This window comes from Paraburkholderia sabiae, from assembly GCF_030412785.1.
GTDB classification, from domain to species: domain Bacteria; phylum Pseudomonadota; class Gammaproteobacteria; order Burkholderiales; family Burkholderiaceae; genus Paraburkholderia; species Paraburkholderia sabiae.
This window is the reverse complement of sequence record NZ_CP125295.1, coordinates 6,504,466-6,525,315: the sequence shown is the minus strand read 5'-3', so window position 1 is coordinate 6,525,315 and position 20,850 is coordinate 6,504,466. Positions and strand designations below refer to the sequence as shown.

The 20,850-nt window shown below is 60.7% G+C and carries 19 protein-coding genes; all 19 read left to right on the top strand.

What is annotated here, in order from left to right; all coding sequences use genetic code 11:
* The first annotated feature begins 29 nt into the window (after positions 1 to 29).
* Positions 30 to 1,244, top strand: a complete 1,215-nt coding sequence (locus QEN71_RS29385; RefSeq protein WP_201648816.1) for an ABC transporter substrate-binding protein — start codon at positions 30 to 32, stop codon at positions 1,242 to 1,244.
* Positions 1,245 to 1,382: 138 nt separating this feature from the next.
* Positions 1,383 to 2,267 (top strand): branched-chain amino acid ABC transporter permease, encoded by an 885-nt coding sequence (locus tag QEN71_RS29380; protein ID WP_201648817.1) that lies wholly within the window; start codon positions 1,383 to 1,385, stop codon positions 2,265 to 2,267.
* Positions 2,267 to 3,238, top strand: coding sequence for a branched-chain amino acid ABC transporter permease (locus tag QEN71_RS29375; protein WP_201649001.1), 972 nt, complete (start codon positions 2,267 to 2,269; stop codon positions 3,236 to 3,238). The genes QEN71_RS29380 and QEN71_RS29375 overlap by 1 nt, the downstream gene beginning before the upstream one ends.
* A gap of 491 nt (positions 3,239 to 3,729) precedes the next feature.
* Complete coding sequence (locus QEN71_RS29370; RefSeq protein WP_201648818.1) at positions 3,730 to 4,896, top strand: ABC transporter substrate-binding protein; 1,167 nt, start codon at positions 3,730 to 3,732, stop codon at positions 4,894 to 4,896.
* A 249-nt stretch (positions 4,897 to 5,145) separates the two neighbouring features.
* Positions 5,146 to 6,306: an ABC transporter substrate-binding protein gene (locus tag QEN71_RS29365; RefSeq protein ID WP_201648819.1), complete on the top strand. Its 1,161-nt coding sequence runs from the start codon at positions 5,146 to 5,148 to the stop codon at positions 6,304 to 6,306.
* 220 nt (positions 6,307 to 6,526) lie between these two features.
* A complete protein-coding gene (locus QEN71_RS29360) occupies positions 6,527 to 7,582 on the top strand; it encodes a branched-chain amino acid ABC transporter permease (RefSeq protein ID WP_201648820.1) in 1,056 nt (351 codons plus the stop codon).
* A 4-nt stretch (positions 7,583 to 7,586) separates the two neighbouring features.
* Entirely contained in the window at positions 7,587 to 9,371 is a 1,785-nt protein-coding gene (locus tag QEN71_RS29355) for a branched-chain amino acid ABC transporter ATP-binding protein/permease (protein WP_201648821.1), read from the top strand.
* The gene (locus QEN71_RS29350; protein ID WP_201648822.1) at positions 9,371 to 10,132 is read left to right on the top strand and encodes an ABC transporter ATP-binding protein; all 762 of its coding nucleotides are present in this window, start codon (positions 9,371 to 9,373) and stop codon (positions 10,130 to 10,132) included. Before QEN71_RS29355 ends, QEN71_RS29350 begins: the two co-directional genes overlap by 1 nt.
* Positions 10,133 to 10,308: 176 nt before the next feature.
* A complete protein-coding gene (mnmG, locus tag QEN71_RS29345; protein ID WP_201648823.1) occupies positions 10,309 to 12,267 on the top strand; it encodes a tRNA uridine-5-carboxymethylaminomethyl(34) synthesis enzyme MnmG in 1,959 nt (652 codons plus the stop codon).
* Entirely contained in the window at positions 12,264 to 12,941 is a 678-nt protein-coding gene (gene rsmG, locus QEN71_RS29340) for a 16S rRNA (guanine(527)-N(7))-methyltransferase RsmG (protein ID WP_201648824.1), read from the top strand. The genes mnmG and rsmG overlap by 4 nt, the downstream gene beginning before the upstream one ends.
* Before the next feature lie 48 nt (positions 12,942 to 12,989).
* A complete protein-coding gene (locus tag QEN71_RS29335) occupies positions 12,990 to 13,760 on the top strand; it encodes a ParA family protein (protein WP_147234165.1) in 771 nt (256 codons plus the stop codon).
* Positions 13,761 to 13,798: 38 nt separating this feature from the next.
* Entirely contained in the window at positions 13,799 to 14,689 is an 891-nt protein-coding gene (locus tag QEN71_RS29330; RefSeq protein WP_201648825.1) for a ParB/RepB/Spo0J family partition protein, read from the top strand.
* A gap of 11 nt (positions 14,690 to 14,700) precedes the next feature.
* Positions 14,701 to 15,849, top strand: coding sequence for a sodium:proton antiporter (locus QEN71_RS29325; protein WP_201648826.1), 1,149 nt, complete (start codon positions 14,701 to 14,703; stop codon positions 15,847 to 15,849).
* 282 nt (positions 15,850 to 16,131) lie between these two features.
* Entirely contained in the window at positions 16,132 to 16,677 is a 546-nt protein-coding gene (locus tag QEN71_RS29320; protein ID WP_201648827.1) for an ATP synthase subunit I, read from the top strand.
* Between the two features lie 145 nt (positions 16,678 to 16,822).
* A complete protein-coding gene (atpB, locus tag QEN71_RS29315) occupies positions 16,823 to 17,674 on the top strand; it encodes a F0F1 ATP synthase subunit A (protein ID WP_201648828.1) in 852 nt (283 codons plus the stop codon).
* An 87-nt stretch (positions 17,675 to 17,761) separates the two neighbouring features.
* The gene (gene atpE, locus QEN71_RS29310) at positions 17,762 to 18,031 is read left to right on the top strand and encodes a F0F1 ATP synthase subunit C (RefSeq protein WP_007180033.1); all 270 of its coding nucleotides are present in this window, start codon (positions 17,762 to 17,764) and stop codon (positions 18,029 to 18,031) included.
* A gap of 136 nt (positions 18,032 to 18,167) precedes the next feature.
* Positions 18,168 to 18,638: a F0F1 ATP synthase subunit B gene (locus QEN71_RS29305; protein WP_012402379.1), complete on the top strand. Its 471-nt coding sequence runs from the start codon at positions 18,168 to 18,170 to the stop codon at positions 18,636 to 18,638.
* Between the two features lie 2 nt (positions 18,639 to 18,640).
* Entirely contained in the window at positions 18,641 to 19,180 is a 540-nt protein-coding gene (locus QEN71_RS29300) for a F0F1 ATP synthase subunit delta (RefSeq protein WP_201648829.1), read from the top strand.
* Positions 19,181 to 19,238: 58 nt separating this feature from the next.
* A complete protein-coding gene (atpA, locus tag QEN71_RS29295) occupies positions 19,239 to 20,780 on the top strand; it encodes a F0F1 ATP synthase subunit alpha (protein WP_201648830.1) in 1,542 nt (513 codons plus the stop codon).
* The last annotated feature ends 70 nt before the right edge of the window (positions 20,781 to 20,850 follow it).

Genomic DNA, 20,850 nt, shown 5'->3' with positions numbered 1-20,850 from the left:
AACCACAACGCAGAACGAAGGAGACAGTAATGAAAAGGAAGACACTCGCGCGGTTCACGTCAATCTGTTTTGCGGCAGCCGCAGGCGTCGCATTGACGGCGGGCAGCGCGCGGGCTGCCGACGATGCAGTGAAGATCGGTTTCATCACGGACATGTCGGGTCTTTACGCCGACATCGACGGGCAGGGCGGTCTCGAAGCGATCCGCATGGCAGTGGCCGATTTCGGCGGCAAGGTGAACGGCAAGCCGATCCAGGTCGTCTATGCCGACCACCAGAACAAGGCGGATATTGCAGCGTCGCGCGCGCGTGAATGGTTCGACCGCGATGGCGTCGACATGCTGGTGGGCGGCACGAACTCGGCAACGGGTCTGTCGATGAACCAGGTCGCGGGCGAAAAGCACAAGGTCTACATCAGCATCGGCGCAGGCGCCGATACGCTGACCAACGAGCAATGCACGCCGTACACGGTCCACTATGCGTACGACACGACGGCGCTCGCCAAGGGCACCGGTTCGGCCGTGACGAAGCAGGGCGGCAAGACGTGGTACTTCCTGACGGCTGACTACGCGTTCGGCAAGGCGCTGGAAAAGAACACCGCCGACGTCGTCAAGGCGAACGGCGGCCAGGTGCTGGGCGAAGTGCGTCACCCGTTGTCGGCATCGGACTTCTCGTCGTTCCTGTTGCAGGCGCAAGCGTCGAAGGCCCAGATTCTCGGCCTCGCGAACGCGGGCGGCGACACGATCAACTCGATCAAGGCCGCGAAGGAATTCGGCGTCACGAAGACGATGAAGCTCGCGGCACTGCTGGTCTTCATCAACGACATCCACAGCCTGGGCCTCGAAACGACGCAAAACCTCGTGCTCACGGACAGCTGGTACTGGAACAAGGACGCCACGACGCGCAAGTGGTCGCAGCGTTACTTCGACAAGATGAAGAAGATGCCGTCGAGCCTGCAGGCCGCCGACTACTCGGCAACGATGACATACCTGAACGCCGTGAAGGCGGTGGGTTCGACGGATGCCGACAAGGTGATGGCGCAACTGAAGAAGCAGAAGATCGACGACTTCTATGCGAAGGGCTACATCCGTCAGGACGGCAGCATGATCCACGACATGTACCTGATGCAGGTGAAGACGCCGGCCGAGTCGAAAGAGCCGTGGGACTACTACAAGATCACCGCCACGATTCCGGGCGAGCAGGCGTTTACGACGAAGCAGGAAACGCGCTGCGCGCTGTGGAAATAAGCGGCGCCGAGGATCGCCTGCTGGTTCGTATCGTGTAGATACAGCGGGCGTCGATGTTCTGCGTGCTGGACGTGTCGGGTCTTCAGCTGATTGAAGATCCGGTGCGTGCATGCCGCTTTCACTTTGACGACGGCTTCAATGGATATCTTTGGCATTCCGCTACCGGCGATGCTCAGCCAGTTGCTGCTCGGTCTCGTGAACGGTTCGTTCTACGCGATCCTGAGTCTGGGTCTGGCCGTGATTTTCGGTCTGCTCAACGTGATCAACTTTGCGCACGGCGCGTTGTTCATGCTGGGCGCGATGCTCACGTGGATGGGCCTGTCGTATTTCAGTCTGCCGTACTGGGTGATGCTCGTGCTCGCGCCGATTCTTGTCGGGCTGTTCGGCATCGTGATCGAACGCTCGATGCTGCGCTGGCTGTACAAGCTCGATCACCTGTATGGATTGCTGCTCACGTTCGGACTCACGCTCGTCGTCGAAGGCGTGTTCCGTTCGATCTACGGCTCGTCCGGTCAACCGTATGACGTGCCGTCGGCGCTGTCGGGCGCGACCAATCTCGGCTTCATGTTCCTGCCGAACTACCGCGCGTGGGTGGTCGTCGCGTCGCTGATCGTCTGTTTTGCGACGTGGTTCGTGATCGAGAAGACGCGTTTGGGCGCGTATCTGCGCGCGGGCACGGAGAACCCGAAGCTCGTCGAAGCGTTCGGCGTGAACGTGCCGATGATGGTCACGCTCACGTATGGCTTCGGCGTCGCGCTGGCCGCGTTTGCGGGTGTGCTCGCAGCGCCCGTGATCCAGGTGTCGCCGCTGATGGGCCAGCCGATGATCATCACCGTGTTTGCCGTCGTCGTGATCGGCGGCATGGGCTCGATCATGGGCTCGATTCTCACGGGCCTGCTGCTCGGCGTGATCGAAGGGTTCACGCGCGTGTTCTATCCGGAAGCCTCGGCGACCGTGGTCTTCGTGATCATGGCGCTCGTGTTGCTCGTGCGTCCGGCGGGTCTCTTCGGCAAGGAAAAATGATGCAGAGAAAAGCGCTCTACGTTCTGCTGCTGCTCGCGCTCATCGCTGCGCCGTTCGTCGGCGCGTATCCCGTGTTCGTGATGAAGGTGCTGTGCTTCGCGCTGTTCGCGGCCGCGTTCAATCTGTTGATCGGCTATACGGGTTTGCTGTCGTTCGGTCACGCGATGTTCCTCGCGACGGCCGGCTATGTCACCGGCTACGCGATCCAGACGCTCACGCTGTCGCCCGAACTCGGCGTCGTTGCCGGGACGGTCGCGGCAACGCTGCTCGGTCTTGTCGTCGGACTGTTCGCGATTCGTCGACAGGGCATCTACTTCGCGATGGTGACGCTCGCGCTCGCGCAGATGGTCTACTTTGTCTTTCTGCAGGCGCCGTTCACGCATGGCGAGGACGGTCTGCAAGGCGTGCCGCGCGGCAAGCTGTTCGGCGTGTTGAGTCTCTCGTCCGATCTGACGCTGTACTTCGTCGTGCTCGCGGTGATGGTGCTCGCGTTCCTGCTGATCGTGCGGATCGTGCATTCGCCGTTCGGGCAGGTGCTGATCGCGATCAAGGAAAGCGAGCCGCGTGCGATCTCGCTTGGCTATGATACGAACCGCTTCAAGCTGCTCGCGTTCATCCTGTCGGCGGGTCTGGCGGGCCTTGCAGGATCGCTTAAAGTGCTCGTGCTGGGCTTCGAGACGCTCGGCGATGCCTACTGGACGATGTCGGGTCTCGTCGTGCTGATGACGCTCGTAGGCGGCATGGGCACGCTCTTCGGTCCGCTGCTCGGCGCAGCGCTGATCGTCGCGCTGGAAGACCGGCTCGGCGATATCGGCGGCGGGTTGGCATCGATGACGGGCGTGGAGTGGTTCCGCTCTCTCGGAGAGTCAGCGACGATCGTGACAGGCCTCATTTTCATCGCGTGCGTGCTGGCGTTCAGGCGCGGTATCGTCGGCGAGATCGTGCAGCGGGTCAAACCGTTGCGCGCCTGAGTACGCTGCGAATTTGGTTCGCTATCCGAAGTAACGGCTTGCTGCTACGAAATGAGGCCAACACGGAGCGAAACTACAAGAACGTGCCCCAATTTTGTGCGGCACTGCACCACTAGGGTAAATGCTAGTTGCTCGCAAAGCTGCCCCCGTTTAATCTTCACACAGTTCTGATGCACCGAATTTTGCAGGTGGAGAACGAGGAGACATGAGGCACAAAAGTGCCCATACAAAAGCGCTGTTGGATTAGGTCCAACAGCGCTTTTTACTTTTCTGCTGTCCAAAGCCGTATTTTCAAGCGCTCATCGCGCGCCGCGCCACGTTGTAAATCTGGCGCTTTTCTTCCCGCCGCACACAGCGTTTTCCCCAAAGATTCAAAGCCTTCAAAGCGCTTGCCGCGCGTGGTATGCGTCCGCTACACTCGCCATTCGCCGACCATCGGGTCGGCATTTGGAATACTCGAATCAATTCGAACATCGGGGCAGAGGAGCGGAATGAAGTCGGCATTGCGGTGGATCAGCGCGGCACTCGTCGCGGCAGGCGTGTGCGCAACCTATAGCGGCGCGGCAAGCGCGGATGTGAAGATCGGCATGACGGTGTCGGCGACGGGTCCAGCGGCCTCGCTCGGCATTCCGGAGAAGAACACCAGCGCGCTTCTGCCGAAGGAAATCGCGGGCCAGAAGATCGACTACATCGTGCTCGACGACGCGACGGATTCGACGCAAGCCGTCAAGAACGCGCGCAAGCTCACCAGCGAAGATCACGTCGACGCAATGATCGGCTCGACCGTCGTGCCGAATTCGCTCGCGATGATCGACATCGCCAATGAAACGCAAACGCCGATGATCTCGATGGCTGCGGCGGCATCGATCGTCGAACCGATGGATGCGAAGCGTTCGTGGGTCTTCAAGACTCCGCAGAACGACATCCTGATGGCGACGGCTATCGCGCAACACATGTCCAATCACGGCGTGAAGACGGTGGCCTTCATCGGCTTCTCGGACGCATACGGCGAAAGCTGGTTCAAGGAATTCACCAAGGCCGCCGATCTCAAGAAGATCAAGGTCGTCGCGAATGAACGTTTCGCGCGAAACGATGCGTCGGTGACGGGCCAGGTGCTCAAGATGATGTCGCAGAACCCGGATGCCGTGCTGATCGCCGGCGCGGGCACGCCGGCCGCGCTGCCGGAGAAGACGCTGCGCGAACGCGGCTACAAGGGCAAGTACTATCAGACGCACGGCGTCGCGAATAACGATTTCCTGCGCGTGTGCGGCAAGGATTGCGAAGGCACGTATCTGCCCGCAGGTCCGCTGCTCGTCGCGGATCAATTGCCCGATTCGAATCCTGTGAAGAAGGCTTCGCTCGCGTACAAGCATGCGTATGAAGGCGCGAATGGCGCAGGTTCGATTTCGACGTTCGGTGGTCACGCGTGGGACGCTGGCCTGCTGCTGCAACATGCGATTCCTCTTGCGCTGAAGAAGGGCCAGCCGGGTACGCCGCAATTCCGTGAAGCACTGCGTGCAGCCCTTGAAGGCACGAAAGATCTGCCGGGCTCGCACGGCATCTTCAACATGAGCGCGAACGATCACGCGGGCCTCGATCAGCGGGCACGCGTGATGGTGCAAATCGTCGACGGCAAATGGAAGCTTGCTTCCGATTAAGCGAGGCGAATTAACGCATCCGAATTAACAAAAAAGACGCGAGCAGTTGACGCGTCTTTTTTATTGCATGCGAGATGTCTGAATAAGGTTGCAGAAGGGAGATCACTAAAGCGGTAGGGCCTGCGTTTGACGCAATTGCAACGAGCAGGGAAAACCATGCTTGGCAGGCTTATACCCGATAACTAGATTCAGTTACCCGGTTCTCGAACTGGATTACGACACGCATTTAAAGCGTTTGGAGACAAGCAAATGAAAAAGACAAAACTGTGGGTCCGTACTGCGATCGCGATGGCGCTCGTGTGCGGAACGAGTGCAGCGATCGCGCAGGTGAAGATCGGCGTCACGCTGTCGACGACGGGGCCCGCTGCATCGCTCGGTATCCCTGAGAAGAACACTATTGCACTGTTGCCGAAGGAGATCGCAGGCAAGAGCGTGCAGTACATCGTGCTCGACGATGCATCCGACACGAGCCGCGCCGTGCAGAACACGCGCAAGCTGATCGACGAAGATCACGTCGATGCGATCATCGGTTCGACGGTCACGCCGAATTCGCTCGCGATGCTCGATCCCATTTCCGAAGGCAAGACGCCGATGATCTCGCTCGCGGCGTCTGCGGCCATCATTTCGCCGATGGACGCGAAGCGTTCGTGGGCATTCAAGACGCCGCAGAACGACGGCCTCATGGCCGATGCAATCGCCGAGTACATGGAGAAGCACGGCGTGAAGTCGGTCGCGTTCATCGGCTTCGCGGATGCGTATGGCGAGAACTGGTACAACGTGTTCAGCAAGGCAGCGGAAGCGCATCATCTGAAGCTCGTCGCGAATGAGCGCTATAACCGTACCGATGCATCGGTGACGGGGCAGGTGCTGAAGATCGCTGCATCGAATCCGGATGCGGTGCTGATCGCCGGTTCGGGCACGCCGTCGGCGCTGCCTGCGAAGGCGCTCAAGGAGCGCGGCTACAAGGGCAAGATCTATCAGACGCACGGCGTCGCGAACAACGACTTCCTGCGTGTGTGCGGCAAGGACTGCGAAGGCGAATTGCTGCCCGCAGGCCCGATTCTCGTCGCCGATCAGCTGCCGGATTCGAACCCTGTGAAGAAGTCGTCGCTGGCCTACAAGAACGCATATGAGAAGGCCTATGGCGCAGGTTCTGTGGCGACGTTCGGCGGTCACGCATGGGATGCAGGCCAGATGCTCCAGCGCGCGATTCCCGAGGCGCTGAAGAAGGGCCAGCCGGGTACGGAAGCGTTCCGCGTCGCATTGCGCGAGGCACTCGAGAACGTCAAGGACTTGCCACTCTCGCACGGCATCATGAACATCACGACCACCGATCACAACGGTCTCGACAAGCGCGCACGCGTGATCGTCGAGATCTCGGATGGCAAGTGGAAACTCCAAAACGACTAAGAAGGTACGCGCCTCTCGCGCAAGGCGTGGCGACGAGCGTATGAGAAAGCTCTTAAGCCGCGCTGGCAATTCTGATCGATAACAATGGCAAGCTCTGCCGCGCCGTATCTTAGGCGCGGCAGTTGTTTTATGTGTTTCGGCTTCGCTTCGTGGCTGGCAGATGTTCGGCCGGCTCTCACTGTCTCTAAGTTTCGATTTCGACGTTTCAGGACGAGGAAGTATGGATCTATCAATTGCGGCGATCCTCGCGCAGGACGGCATCACGACCGGCGCGATCTACGCATTGCTCGCGCTTGCGTTGGTGCTGGTGTTCTCCGTGACGCGCGCCATTTTCATCCCGCAAGGGGAGTTCGTTTCGTACGGCGCGCTGACGCTCGCGGCCTTGCAGACGCAGAAGTTTCCGGCGACGTGCTGGCTGCTGATGGCGATGGGGCTCGCGTGCTTCGTCGTCGACGTGGTCGCTATGGCGCGGCATCCGGAGCGGCGGCGTCACGCGGCGCGCACGCTCGTGACGCTGGTCGGCAAGTATCTGCTGTTTCCGATCGCCGTCTATGCCGTCACGCGTGGCGTCTTCATGCAACCGCTGCCGATGGTCGCGCAGATCGCGCTGACGCTGCTGATCGTCGTGCCGATGGGGCCGTTCGTCTATCGCCTCGCCTACGAGCCGGTTGCCGAAGCGACGACGCTGTTGCTGCTGATCGTGTCCGTCGCCGTGCACTTCGCGATGGTTGGACTCGGGCTCGTGATGTTCGGCGCGGAAGGCTCGCGCACCAACGCCTTCACCGATTCCACGTTCAACATCGGCAGCCTGTCGATCTCGGGACAGAGCGTGTGGGTGATCGGCGTGGCCATCGTGATGATCGGCGTGCTGTACGTGTACTTCGATCGCTCGATCTCCGGCAAGGCGCTGCGCGCGACGTCGGTGAACCGGCTTGGCGCACGGCTCGTCGGTATCGGCACGACGCAGGCGGGGCGGCTCGCGTTCACGCTCGCAGCAGGCCTCGGCGTGCTGTGCGGGATCCTCGTCGCGCCGCTGACGACCATCTATTACGACTCGGGCTTCCTGATCGGTCTGAAGGGCTTCGTGGGGGCGATTATCGGCGGGCTGGTCAGCTATCCGCTGGCGGCTGCGGGATCGATCCTCGTTGGTCTGCTGGAGTCGTATTCGTCGTTCTGGGCCAGCTCGTATAAGGAAGTGATCGTGTTCACGCTGATCATCCCCGTGCTGCTCTGGCGGAGTCTCGCCAGCCCGCACGCGGAAGAAGAGGAGGAGTGACGCGATGAACCGCATCATGAAAAACAAGTTCTTCTGGATTTTCCTCGTCGTGATGTTCGCGCTGCCCGTGCTGCCGCAGCCGATCCGCGTGCCTGAATACTGGGTGACGCTGCTCAACTACATCGGGCTGTATTCGATCGTGGCGATCGGGCTCGTGCTGCTGACGGGTATCGGCGGAATGACGAGCTTCGGGCAGGCCGCTTTCGTCGGCGTCGGCGCCTATACGACCGCGTATATGACGACGCAGCTCGGCGTGTCACCTTGGCTTGCACTGATCGCCGGCGTCGTGCTGACGGCCCTGATAGCGCTGCTGTTAGGCGCCGTCACGATGCGGCTGTCCGGGCACTTCCTGCCGCTGGGGACGATCGCGTGGGGCCTCGCGCTGTTCTTCCTGTTTGGCAACATGGAGATGCTCGGCAAGTACGACGGCATCAACGGCATTCCGGTGTTGAACGTGCTCGGCATCAATCTGGAGTCCGGCCGACATATCTACTACCTGATCTGGGTCGTCGTACTCGTCGCTGTCGTGTCTGTTCAAAACTTGCTTAATAGCCGGCCGGGGCGGGCGATTCGCGCGCTGCGCGGCGGCGGGCTGATGGCGGAAGCGATGGGCGTGAATACGGCGTGGATGCGCGTCGTGATTTTCGTCTATGCAGCGGTGCTGGCGGCGATTTCGGGCTTTCTCTACGCGCATCTGCAGCGTGCGGTGAACCCGACGCCGTTCGGCCTCAATCACGGTATCGAGTTTCTGTTCATGGCGGTGGTCGGCGGCGTGGCGCACGTGTGGGGCGCGGTGCTGGGCGCGGCGATCCTGACCGTGTTGCAGGACTATTTGCAGACGCTGCTGCCGAAGCTGCTGGGTGAGAACGGCAACTTCGAAATTATTGTCTTCGGCATTCTGATGGTGCTGCTGCTGCAATACGCACGGCAAGGCGTTTGGCCGTTCGTGGCACGCATCTTCCCGCGCGGCCCGCGTGCGCATGTGCCGGATCACGCCGATGCGTTGCCGCAGCGCAGCAAGCCTGCAACCGGCGAGTCGCTGCTCGTCGTCGACAAGGCGCGCAAGCAGTTCGGCGGACTTGTCGCCGTGAATGACGTCAGCTTCGAGGTGAAGGCGGGGCAGATTATCGGTTTGATCGGCCCGAACGGCGCCGGCAAATCGACGACGTTCAACCTGGTCACGGGCGTCCTGCAAGCGACCAGCGGCGCGATCTCGTTCCGCGGTGAGCGCATCGACGCGCTCAATTCACGTGAAATTGTTAAACGTGGCATCGGTCGGACGTTCCAGCACGTCAAATTGCTGCCAGGGATGACGGTGCTGGAGAACGTCGCGATTGGCGCGCACCTGCGCGGTCATGCGGGCGTATGGCGCAGCGTGGCGCGTCTGAACGCGGCGGAGGAAGCGCGTCTGATGGCGGAAGCGGCGCGGCAGATTCGCCGGGTAGGTCTCGAAGAGCATATGTACGACGAGGCAGGCAGTCTCGCGCTTGGCAAGCAGCGGATTCTGGAAATTGCGCGGGCACTGTGCTGCGATCCGACGCTACTGTTGCTCGACGAACCGGCGGCCGGTTTGCGTTATCAGGAGAAGCAGCAGCTTGCGACGCTCCTGCGCAAGCTCCGCGAGGAAGGCATGAGCGTATTGCTCGTCGAGCACGATATGGATTTCGTGATGAATCTGACGGATCGGCTGGTGGTGATGGAGTTTGGGACGCGAATTGCGGAAGGTTTGCCACAGGACGTGCAGAACGATCCCGCGGTGCTGGAAGCCTATCTGGGTGGGGTGGAGTGATGGCAGATCAGACAACGGCATCGCCGATTCTCGAAGTGAGCAGCCTTTCCGTCCGCTACGGGAAGGTCGAAGCGTTGCACGGCGCGAAGATTGCGGTGCGCCCGGGGCAGATCGTCTCTGTCATTGGTCCGAATGGCGCCGGCAAGTCGACGCTGCTCAACGCGATCATGGGTGCGTTGCCGGTGACCGGACACGCGAAGGGCGCGATCATGTATCGCGATGAAGACGTGAGCCACGTGCCCGTCGAAAAGCGTGTCGCGCGCGGCATGTGCCTCGTGCCGGAGAAACGCGAGTTGTTTGCCGCGATGACGGTCGAAGACAACCTGATTCTCGGCGCGTATCGGCGCAAGCGGGCTGGGGAGCGCAACTTTCTCGACCAGCTGGAGCCCGTTTTCCAGTTGTTTCCGAGGCTGAAGGAGCGCCGCAAGCAGGCGGCGGGAACGCTGTCCGGCGGAGAACGGCAGATGCTGGCAGTCGGCCGGGCGCTGATGGGCAAGCCGGACCTGCTGATGCTTGATGAACCGAGCTTGGGCTTGGCGCCTTTGATCGTGAAGGAGATTTTTCACATCATTAGCGCGCTGCGGCAGACAGGCGTTGCCACGCTGTTGATCGAACAGAATGCGCGCGCCGCACTGCAGATTTCGGACTATGGCTATGTTCTCGAGACCGGTGAGCTGGCGCTGGAAGGGGAGGCCAATGCGCTGGCGCAAAACCCGCGTGTGATCGAAACCTATCTGGGGCTGACGAAGAAAGTCGCGTAGTCGAAGGATCTTCTGGCGGTTTAGCTGTCAAACGAGCGGCGTGTTTCACGTGAAACACGCCGCTTTTTTTTGTCTTATGCCGATCGGACGGAATTCGGGCCGAAAGCGAACCCGCTATAATTTCGCCCATACTTTTTCTTTTTTAGGCTCACGCTGGATCCTGCGTGAGATCCGCGATGCTTTATCCCACAGAGTTTGACGTAATCGTCGTTGGCGGCGGTCATGCCGGCACGGAAGCCGCACTGGCGTCCGCGCGCATGGGCAACAAGACCCTCTTGCTGACCCACAATATCGAAACCCTCGGCCAGATGAGCTGCAATCCGTCGATTGGCGGCATTGGCAAAGGCCATCTGGTGAAGGAAGTCGACGCGCTTGGCGGCGCGATGGCGGCTGCCACCGATGAAGGCGGCATCCAGTTCCGCATCCTGAATTCGTCGAAGGGGCCTGCTGTTCGGGCCACGCGCGCTCAGGCTGACCGCATTCTGTACAAGGCGGCAATCCGTCACCGGCTCGAAAATCAGCCGAATCTTTGGCTTTTCCAGCAATCCGTCGATGATTTGATGGTCGAAGGCGACCGTGTCGTCGGTGCTGTGACGCAGGTTGGCGTGCGATTCCGCTCGCGTGCGGTGGTTTTGACCGCTGGCACGTTCCTCGATGGAAAGATCCACGTCGGCCTGAACAACTACACGGGCGGACGGGCAGGGGATCCTGCGGCCGTGTCACTGTCGGCACGCCTGAAGGAGTTGAAGCTCCCGCAAGGGCGCCTGAAGACGGGGACGCCGCCGCGAATCGACGGACGCACGATCGATTTCTCGAAGCTCGAAGAGCAGCCGGGCGATCTCGATCCGATCCCGGTTTTCTCGTTCCTCGGTCGAGTCGAACAGCATCCGCGACAGGTTCCGTGCTGGGTCACGCACACCAACGCTCAGACGCACGACATCATCCGCAGCGGTTTGGACCGCTCGCCGATGTACACGGGCGTTATCGAGGGCGTTGGACCGCGTTACTGCCCATCGATCGAAGACAAGATTCATCGCTTCGCATCCAAGGAATCACACCAGATCTTCCTGGAGCCGGAAGGGCTGACCACCAACGAGTTCTACCCGAACGGTATCTCGACGAGCCTGCCTTTTGATGTCCAGCTGGAGCTGGTGCGTTCGATGGTCGGTCTGGAGCATGCGCACATCCTGCGTCCCGGCTACGCGATCGAGTACGACTACTTCGATCCGCGCGGATTGAAGGCGTCGTTGGAGACGAAGGTGATCAACGGCCTGTTCTTTGCCGGCCAGATCAACGGAACCACGGGTTACGAAGAAGCGGCTGCGCAAGGCTTGCTGGCAGGTATCAACGCCGGTTTGTACGTCCAGGGCAAGGACGCGTGGTGCCCGCGCCGCGATCAGGCGTATCTGGGCGTGCTGGTGGACGATCTGGTGACGCGCGGTGTTTCGGAGCCGTATCGCATGTTCACCAGCCGTGCGGAATACCGCTTGAGCCTGCGTGAGGACAACGCAGACATGCGTCTGACGGAGATTGGTCGTGAGCTGGGTGTGGTCGACGATGTCCGCTGGGACGCGTTCAGCCGCAAGCGCGACGCTGTTTCACGTGAAACAGAGCGACTGCGGACGACTTGGGTGAATCCGAAGACGCTTTCGTCTGAGGAAGCGACTGCTTTGCTCGGCAAACCGATCGACCACGAATACAGCCTCGCCGACCTTTTGCGGCGCCCCGGCGTGTCCTACGACGGCGTTTGCGCGTTGCGCGAAGGCACCTGCGGGCCCGCTGAAACGCTTGCGGACGACGATGTGCTGCTGGCGCAGATCAAGGAGCAGATCGAGATCGGCGTCAAATATCAGGGGTATATCGAGCGACAAGCAGGGGAGATCGAGCGCAACGAAGCACACGAGAACACCCGGCTGCCGGAAAATCTCGATTACGCCGAAGTGCGCGGATTGTCGTTCGAAGCACGCCAGAAGCTGACGCAATTCCGGCCGGAAACGATCGGGCAGGCGTCGCGCATTTCGGGCATTACACCGGCCGCGATCTCGCTGTTGATGGTCCATCTGAAGCGCGGTCTCGGCCGACGCGCGCAGAAACCCGCGGATGCTGGCACCGACAACTCGCCGGTGGCTCAATGACGGCGCGTTCCAACACGGCGGCGGGGCGGGATGCGCTCGCCGGTCTGCTGGACGAAGGCCTGCGTGAGTTGGGCATCGACCTGAGCCCGGAGCAAAAGGCCAAACTGCTCGACTACGTTGCATTGCTGGCGAAATGGAACGCCGTCTACAACCTGACGGCGATCCGCGATCCGCGGCAAATGCTGATTCAGCACATTCTGGATTCCCTTTCGATCGTTCCGCATCTGGCTGCGCTCGGGCCTGCCTCGGCGCTGGATGTCGGCTCGGGCGGTGGATTGCCCGGTATCGTGCTGGCGATCGTATTCCCGGAATGGTCGATCACGGTCAACGACATCGTGCAGAAGAAATCGGCCTTCCAGTCGCAGGCCAAGGCGGAACTTGGTCTGACGAATCTGTTTGTGGTGACCGGCCGCGTCGAAAGTCTGCAGCCGGGCGTCGAGATTCCAGAAAAGTTTGATGTGATCGTCTCGCGCGCATTCGCAGAACTCGCGGATTTCGTTACACTGGCCCGTCACCTCGTTGCGGACAACGGCGCGATCTGGGCGATGAAGGGTGTTCGACCGGATGGGGAAATCGAGCGCTTGCCGGAAGGCGCGCACGTCAAGCAGGTGATTCGTCTCAAAGTGCCATCGCTGGAAGCCGAACGGCATCTGGTCGAAGTCACGGTAGGCTGAATACCAATCGGGATTTCATTAAACAGGCTGCAAAGGGACACCTAAAAGATGGCAAAAATCTTCTGCGTTGCGAACCAGAAGGGGGGAGTCGGCAAAACGACGACCGCGGTCAATCTCGCCGCGAGCCTCGCATCGCAGGGACAGCGGGTTCTGCTCATCGATCTCGATCCTCAAGGCAACGCCACGATGGGCAGCGGCATCGATAAGGCCGCCTGCGAGAACACGGTGTACGAAGTGCTGGTCGACGGTGTGTCGGTCGCCGATGCACGCGTCAAGCCGGAATCCGTTTCCTATGACGTGTTGCCAGCCAATCGCGAACTGGCGGGCGCCGAAGTCGAACTCGTTAGCATGGAAAACCGCGAGCGACAGCTCAGAGAAGCGCTCGCGCACGTCGTGCAAGACTACGACTTCGTCCTGATCGACTGTCCTCCCGCGCTCTCGCTGCTCACGCTCAACGGCCTGTGTGCCGCGCATGGCGTCGTGATTCCGATGCAATGCGAATACTTCGCGCTTGAAGGCCTGTCGGACCTCGTCAATACCATCAAGCAGGTTCACGCCAATCTGAATCGCGACCTGAAGGTAATCGGCTTGCTGCGCGTGATGTTCGATCCGCGCATCACGCTGCAACAGCAGGTATCGGATCAATTGAAAGAGCATTTTGGCGACAAGGTGTTCGACGTCGTCATTCCGCGGAACGTGCGACTTGCCGAGGCGCCGAGTTATGGCTTGCCGGGCGTCGTGTTCGACCGCGCGTCGCGCGGCGCGCAGGCTTATGTGCAGTTCGGCGCCGAAATGATTGAACGGGTGCGTGCGCTATGACGCAGCGACTATCATCCAAAGCCGATCGAGGAACCACGATGAACGCAGTAGCACGGAAGAAAGGGTTGGGCAGGGGGCTGGAAGCGCTGCTCGGCGGAAGCGCGGACATCACGGAAGCGGTAAAGATCGACGGCGCGCCGCACACGCTGCCGCTCGACAAGATGCAGGCGGGCAAGTACCAGCCGCGCACGCGCATGGACGAGGGCGCGCTGCAGGAGCTGGCGGCCAGCATCCGCGCGCAAGGCTTGATGCAGCCGATTCTCGTGCGGCCCGTTTCACCGGAAAAATTCGAGATCATCGCCGGCGAGCGGCGCTTTCGCGCGGCGCGTCTGGCGGGTCTCGACGAAGTGCCCGTGCTGGTGCGCGATGTGCCCGATCAGGCTGCGGCCGCGATGGCGCTCATCGAGAACATCCAGCGCGAGGATCTGAACCCGCTCGAAGAGGCGCAAGGCATCCAGCGTTTGCTCGACGAGTTCAGCTTCACGCATGAACAGGCGGCTGAATCGGTTGGACGCTCGCGCAGCGCGGTGTCGAATCTGCTGCGTCTGTTGAACCTGGCTTCGCCCGTGCAGACGATGCTGCTCGCCGGCGACCTCGACATGGGCCATGCGCGCGCGCTGCTCGCCGTCGATGCCGCCACGCAGATCACGCTCGCCAATCAGGTGATCAACAAACGGATGTCCGTCCGCGAAACGGAAAAACTGGTCACGACGACGACGAAGGCTGCGCCCGCCGTGAAAGCGAAAGCGAACAACGACGGCGGCCGCGATACGCGCCGGCTCGAAGAGGAGCTGTCCGATCTGCTCGCCGCAACGGTGAAGATCAAGCTCGGTCGACGCGGGCGAGGCCAGGTGCAGGTCGATTTCGGCGACCTCGACGCGCTCGAAGGCATTCTCGCCCGCCTGCGAGGCAACACGACGACGGCATAAGAAGCTTCCCGATGCCGGCTGCCGAGCGAACGCTAAAACCTAATCGAAACCTGCTGCGCACGATCACTCACTATGTGGCGAAAGAGCCGGTGCTTACCGTGCTCGTCGCTGCATTGATCGCGCTGCAGGTTTTTCATCCGCGTCCATTCACATCGCTGCCTGCGCTGGTCGACTGGCAAACAGTGATGACGCTCGCGGGACTTCTGATTTTGACGAAGGCCGTCGAATATTCAGGATTCCTGATGTGGCTTGCGCATCGCGTCGTCCATCGCATTCGATCGCAGCGCGCGCTTGCCTATTTGCTGATCGGGTTGGCGGCCGCGCTGTCCACATTGCTGACCAACGATGTCGCGCTGTTCGTCGTTGTGCCGCTCGCGTTGTCGCTGAACGAGTTGACGCCGCTGCCACTCAAGCGGCTCGTCATTTTCATCGCAATCGCGGTGAATGCCGGTTCGATACTCACCCCGCTGGGCAATCCTCAAAATCTGTTTCTCTGGCAGACGAGTGGTGTCTCGTTCGGCGGATTCGTGGTCGCGCTCGCGCCGTTGTGCCTTGTGCTGATGGTCATGCTGTATGTGTTGGCCGCGGTGTCGTTCAAACGCATCGAGCTGGATCTGTCCAAAGACACCGAACCGCATCCTGTCGATCGGCCGTTACTTGGCGTCGCGGCCATACTGTTTGCTGCATTCGTCCTGCTCGCCGATGCGCATCGCGCAGGCATCGGACTGATCGGCGTCGCCCTCGGATTTATCTTCTGGCGTCCGCGCATTGTTCTGAAGATCGACTGGCTTTTGCTGCTGATCTTCGTGTTCATGTTCATTGTGTTGAGAAGTGTCGCAGCGTTGCCTTGGGTGCATGACGCCATCGGGCAGTTGCATCTCGCGACGCCGTTGCGCGCCTATGCGGCGGGCGCCGTGCTCTCGCAGGTCATCAGCAATGTCCCCGCGGCCATCATGCTGGCCGAATTCTCGAAGGATTGGCGAGCGCTCGCGTTTGGGGTGAGCGTCGGCGGATTCGGTTTCGCGATCGGTTCGCTCGCGAATCTGATTGCAATGAGGCTGTCAGGAGAGCGCGGCATGTGGACGCAGTTTCACCTGTTTTCGGTGCCGTTTTGGGTCGTCGGCGGCGTGATCGGCGGGTGGTTGCTGTTGCATTTTTGACACTTGTGCGGACGACGAAAATGCGCATTGAAACGCGTCGTCATAGCACAGTCCGGCACCCATTTCCCGGTCTCCCGCGACCGCCTTACATTTCTCGTCCGATGCCCTGAAAATAGGCATTTTCCCGTATCCTGAAGTGACGTTTCATGCCGGTTATTGACCGGGCTAAAGTCTTGAATTGCCTGCAACTATCGCTTACAATCGCCCGGATTTATTTGCTAGGCAATCCCGTAAGCGGTGCGAAAGCTCGCGGGCTGAACAGGACTCTGCGGAACCACTGCGATGGCGGTCAAAGCGTCGAACCAAACGCCGCAACAACGGCACGACGAACACCGCGACAATCGCACCGGTTCGCGAACTCCCGACGATCAGCGCGCAGCGCATGACGACTCATGGGATGCCGAGCAGCAAGATAACAATATCGTTCCGCTCACGCGGGCTGAGGCCGAAAAGCTGTTTGGCCCGAATGTGAGTCGTCCATCGCGCGTTACACCGTTCAAGGTCGTAGTCGCGCAAATGGTTTTGTCCCTGGGTGCGACGCTGTTGTGGTGGCTGTTCTACAAGCCGCCGGGCGATGCTGCGCTGTCCGCCTTCCTGGGAGGAGCGATTTGCTGGGTGCCGAGCGCATTGTTCGCGGCACGTCTTAAGAAGTTGAGCGGCGCCGAAACGGCGATGAGCTGGATGATCGGCGAAGCGCTCAAGATGGGGACAACGATTGCGATGTTTACTGCCATCGCATTCTGGTATCACGACGTACGGTGGATTCCGTTGCTCGTCACGTACCTCATCGCTCTCAAGACGTACTGGATCGCGCTCGCCTGGCGTTGAAGCAAGCGAGACACTAGGCTGACGCAAGGCGTCAGCAACGAGGCGCGCGGGTTGGACAGAGACCCGCGCTGGCGTGTTCCCGCAAGACAGTATTGCGGCGGGAGCGGCCCGGAAGATTTTCGACAATTTGGGTGGCATTAACGATATGGCAGCTAGCGAAGGAACGCGCGCTCTGGATCCGTCCGAGTACATTGCGCACCACTTGCAGAACTTTTCCACCGCTCATCAGACGTCGATTTTCGACATCCACGTCTGGAATCTCGATACGCTCTTCTGGTCGATCGTATGCGGTCTCGTCACCATCTTCATTTTGCGTCTCGCTGCACGTAAGGCGACGTCCGGCGTGCCGGGCCGTTTCCAGTGCGCGATCGAAATGCTCGTCGAAATGGTCGAGGATCAATCGAAGTCGATGATCCACGGCAACCGCGCATTCATCGCACCGCTCGCGCTGACCGTGTTCGTCTGGGTCGCGCTCATGAACGCTCTCGACTTTCTCCCCGTCGACCTGCCGGGCCGCGTGATCGACGTGCTCGGTCTGTCGGGCGTCATCTCGCACCACCGCATCGTTCCGACGGCCGACCTGAACGGCACGCTCGGCATCGCACTCGGCGTGTTCGTGCTGATGATTTACTACAACTTCAAGATCAAGGGCGCCGGCGGCTTCGTGCACGAACTGCTGTCCGCTCCGTTCGGCGCGCATCCGCTGCTGTGGATCCCGAACCTTGCACTGAACATCATCGAGTTCGTCGCGAAGACGGTCTCCCTCGGCATGCGGCTGTTCGGCAACATGTACGCGGGCGAACTGCTGTTCCTGCTGATTGCCCTGCTTGGCAGCATCTGGAACTTCGGTGCGGACACGACGGTGCTTGGCTTCATCGGCCACGTGATCGCAGGCAGCGTGTGGGCGATCTTCCACATCCTGATCGTGCTGCTGCAGGCGTTCATTTTCATGATGCTGACGCTGGTGTACATCGGCCAGGCACACGACACCCACTAACCCGGCGCGTCGTAGAAAGAATCAGAGTTTCAAGAATCGTAGTTTTTTAAATCCCAGTTCCAAAAAGACTTTTCACAAGGAGTGATCATGCAAGCTTTCATCGCCAACATCCAGGGTCTGACCGCCATCGGTATCGGCATCATCATCGGCCTGGGTGCTATCGGCGCCTGTATCGGTATCGGTCTGATGGGCGGCAAGTACATCGAAGCATGCGCTCGCCAGCCGGAACTGATGAACCCGCTGCAAACCAAGATGTTCCTGCTGGCTGGTCTGATCGACGCGGCGTTCCTGATTGGCGTTGGTGTGGCAATGCTGTTTGCGTTCGCGAACCCGCTGCTGTCGAAGCTGGCAGGCTGAGGTTCCTCGGAAGTGCGCGCCTGACCTATAACTGGTAAGGGCGCAAAGCGGAACGGGCACTAAGGCGCTGATCGAGCACTGTCGATGAGCGCCTTGCCGTTTCCCCCTCCGATCAAGCAACGTTTAAGGAAACACCGTGAATCTCAACGCAACCCTGTTTGCGCAAATGGTCGTGTTCCTGATCCTCGCGTGGTTCACGATGAAGTTCGTGTGGCCGCCGCTGATCAACGCCCTCGACGAGCGCTCGAAGAAGATCGCTGACGGTCTTTCGGCCGCTGAAAAGGGCAAGCTGGAACTCGAAGCCGCGCACAAGCGCGTCGACCAGGAACTCTCGCAGGCTCGCAACGAAGGCCAGCAGCGTATCGCTGACGCCGAAAAGCGTGCCGTCGCGGTCGCCGACGAAATCAAGGCACAGGCTCAAGCCGAAGCTGCGCGCATCATCGCTCAGGCAAAGGCTGACGCCGACCAGCAGATCGTGAAGGCGCGCGAAGCGCTGCGTGGCGAAGTCGCCGCGCTCGCCGTGAAGGGTGCCGAACAGATCCTGAAGCGCGAAGTCGACCAGGCGGCTCACGCCGACCTGCTGAATCAACTCAAAGCCGAGCTCTGATCATGGCCGAACTTGCAACCATCGCCCGTCCGTACGCAGAAGCGCTGTTTGGCGTGGCCGAAGCTGGTGACATCGCCGCGTGGTCCGAATTCGTGCAGGAGCTGGCACAGGTTGCGCGTCTGCCCGAAGTGCTGTCGATTGCCTCGAGCCCGAAAGTCAACCGTGCCCAGATCAGCGACCTGCTGCTGGCCGCGGTGAAATCGCCGCTCAAGGACAATGCGCAAGCGAAGAATCTGGTTCAGATGCTGGTCGACAATCATCGTCTGCCGCTTCTGCCGGAAATCGCCACGCAGTTCGAAGAGTTGAAGAACGCCCGCGAAGGTGCGGCCGATGCGTTGATCGTCAGCGCATTCCCCCTCGAAGGTGCGCAGCTGGACGGCCTCGTCGCAAGCCTCGAACGCAAATTCAAACGCAAGCTGAAGCCGACGGTCCAGGTGGACTCGTCGCTGATCGGCGGCGTTCGCGTGACGGTCGGCGACGAAGTGCTCGATACCTCGGTCCGCGCGCGGCTCGCCAGCATGCAGACGGCTCTGACCGCCTGAAGCCCTCACGTGGTTGTGGCGGCTGGCACGCAACAGAATTGACTATCAGGAGCGAATAATGCAACTCAATCCCTCTGAGATCAGCGAGCTGATCAAGAGCCGGATCCAGGGCCTTGAAGCGAGCGCAGACGTTCGCAACCAGGGCACCGTGATCTCCGTGACCGACGGTATCGTGCGTATCCACGGCCTGTCGGAAGTGATGCAGGGCGAAATGCTCGAATTCCCGGGCAACGTGTACGGCCTCGCGCTGAACCTCGAGCGCGACTCGGTCGGCGCCGTGATTCTGGGTGAGTACGAAACCATCTCGGAAGGCGACATCGTCAAGACGACGGGCCGCATTCTCGAAGTGCCGGTGGGTCCGGAGCTGATCGGCCGTGTGGTCGACGCACTGGGCAACCCGATCGACGGCAAGGGTCCCGTCAACGCGAAGATGACGGACGCGATCGAAAAGATCGCCCCGGGCGTGATCTGGCGTAAGTCGGTGTCGCAGCCGGTGCAAACGGGTCTGAAGTCGATCGACTCGATGGTGCCGATCGGCCGTGGCCAGCGCGAGCTGATCATCGGCGACCGCCAGTGCGGCAAGACGGCCGTCGCTGTCGACGCGATCATCAACCAGAAGGGCAAAGACCTGATCTGTATCTACGTCGCGATCGGCCAGAAGGCTTCGTCGATCATGAACGTGGTTCGCAAGCTCGAAGAAACGGGCGCGATGGAATACACGATCGTCGTCGCCGCTTCGGCTTCGGAATCGGCAGCGATGCAGTACCTCGCACCGTACGCCGGCTGCACGATGGGCGAATACTTCCGCGACCGCGGCCAGGACGCCCTGATCGTTTATGACGACTTGACCAAGCAGGCTTGGGCATATCGCCAGATCTCGCTGCTGCTGCGCCGTCCGCCGGGCCGTGAAGCCTACCCGGGCGACGTGTTCTATCTGCACTCGCGTCTGCTGGAACGTGCTGCTCGCGTCTCGGAAGAGTACGTCGAGAAGTTCACGAACGGCGAAGTGAAGGGCAAGAGCGGCTCGCTGACGGCACTGCCCGTCATTGAAACGCAGGCAGGCGACGTTACGGCATTCGTTCCGACGAACGTGATCTCGATTACCGACGGCCAGATCTTCCTGGAAACCGACCTCTTCAACGCAGGTATCCGCCCGGCAATTAACGCCGGCGTGTCGGTGTCGCGCGTTGGTGGTGCGGCTCAGACGAAGGTCGTGAAGAAGCTGTCGGGCGGTATCCGTACCGACCTCGCACAGTACCGTGAACTGGCAGCGTTCGCGCAGTTCGCATCGGACCTCGACGAAGCAACCCGCAAGCAGCTCGAGCGCGGCCGCCGCGTGACGGAACTGCTGAAGCAGCCGCAGTATCAGCCGCTGCAAGTGTGGGAACTGTCGGTGTCGCTGTTCGCAGCGAACAACGGCTACCTCGACGATCTGGAAGTGTCGCAAGTTCTGGCCTTCGAAAAGGGCCTGCGCGATTTCCTGAAGTCGAAGCATGCTGACCTGGTCAAGCGCATCGAAGACAACAAAGACTTGTCGAAGGACGACGAAAGCGCGCTGCACGCCGCGATCAAGGACTTCAAGAAGTCGGGCGCTTATTGATCCGCGAGTGATCCGCAAGGCATAAACGGACCTTGAAGCAGCATGGGCGCGTGAAAGCGCATCTGTGCTG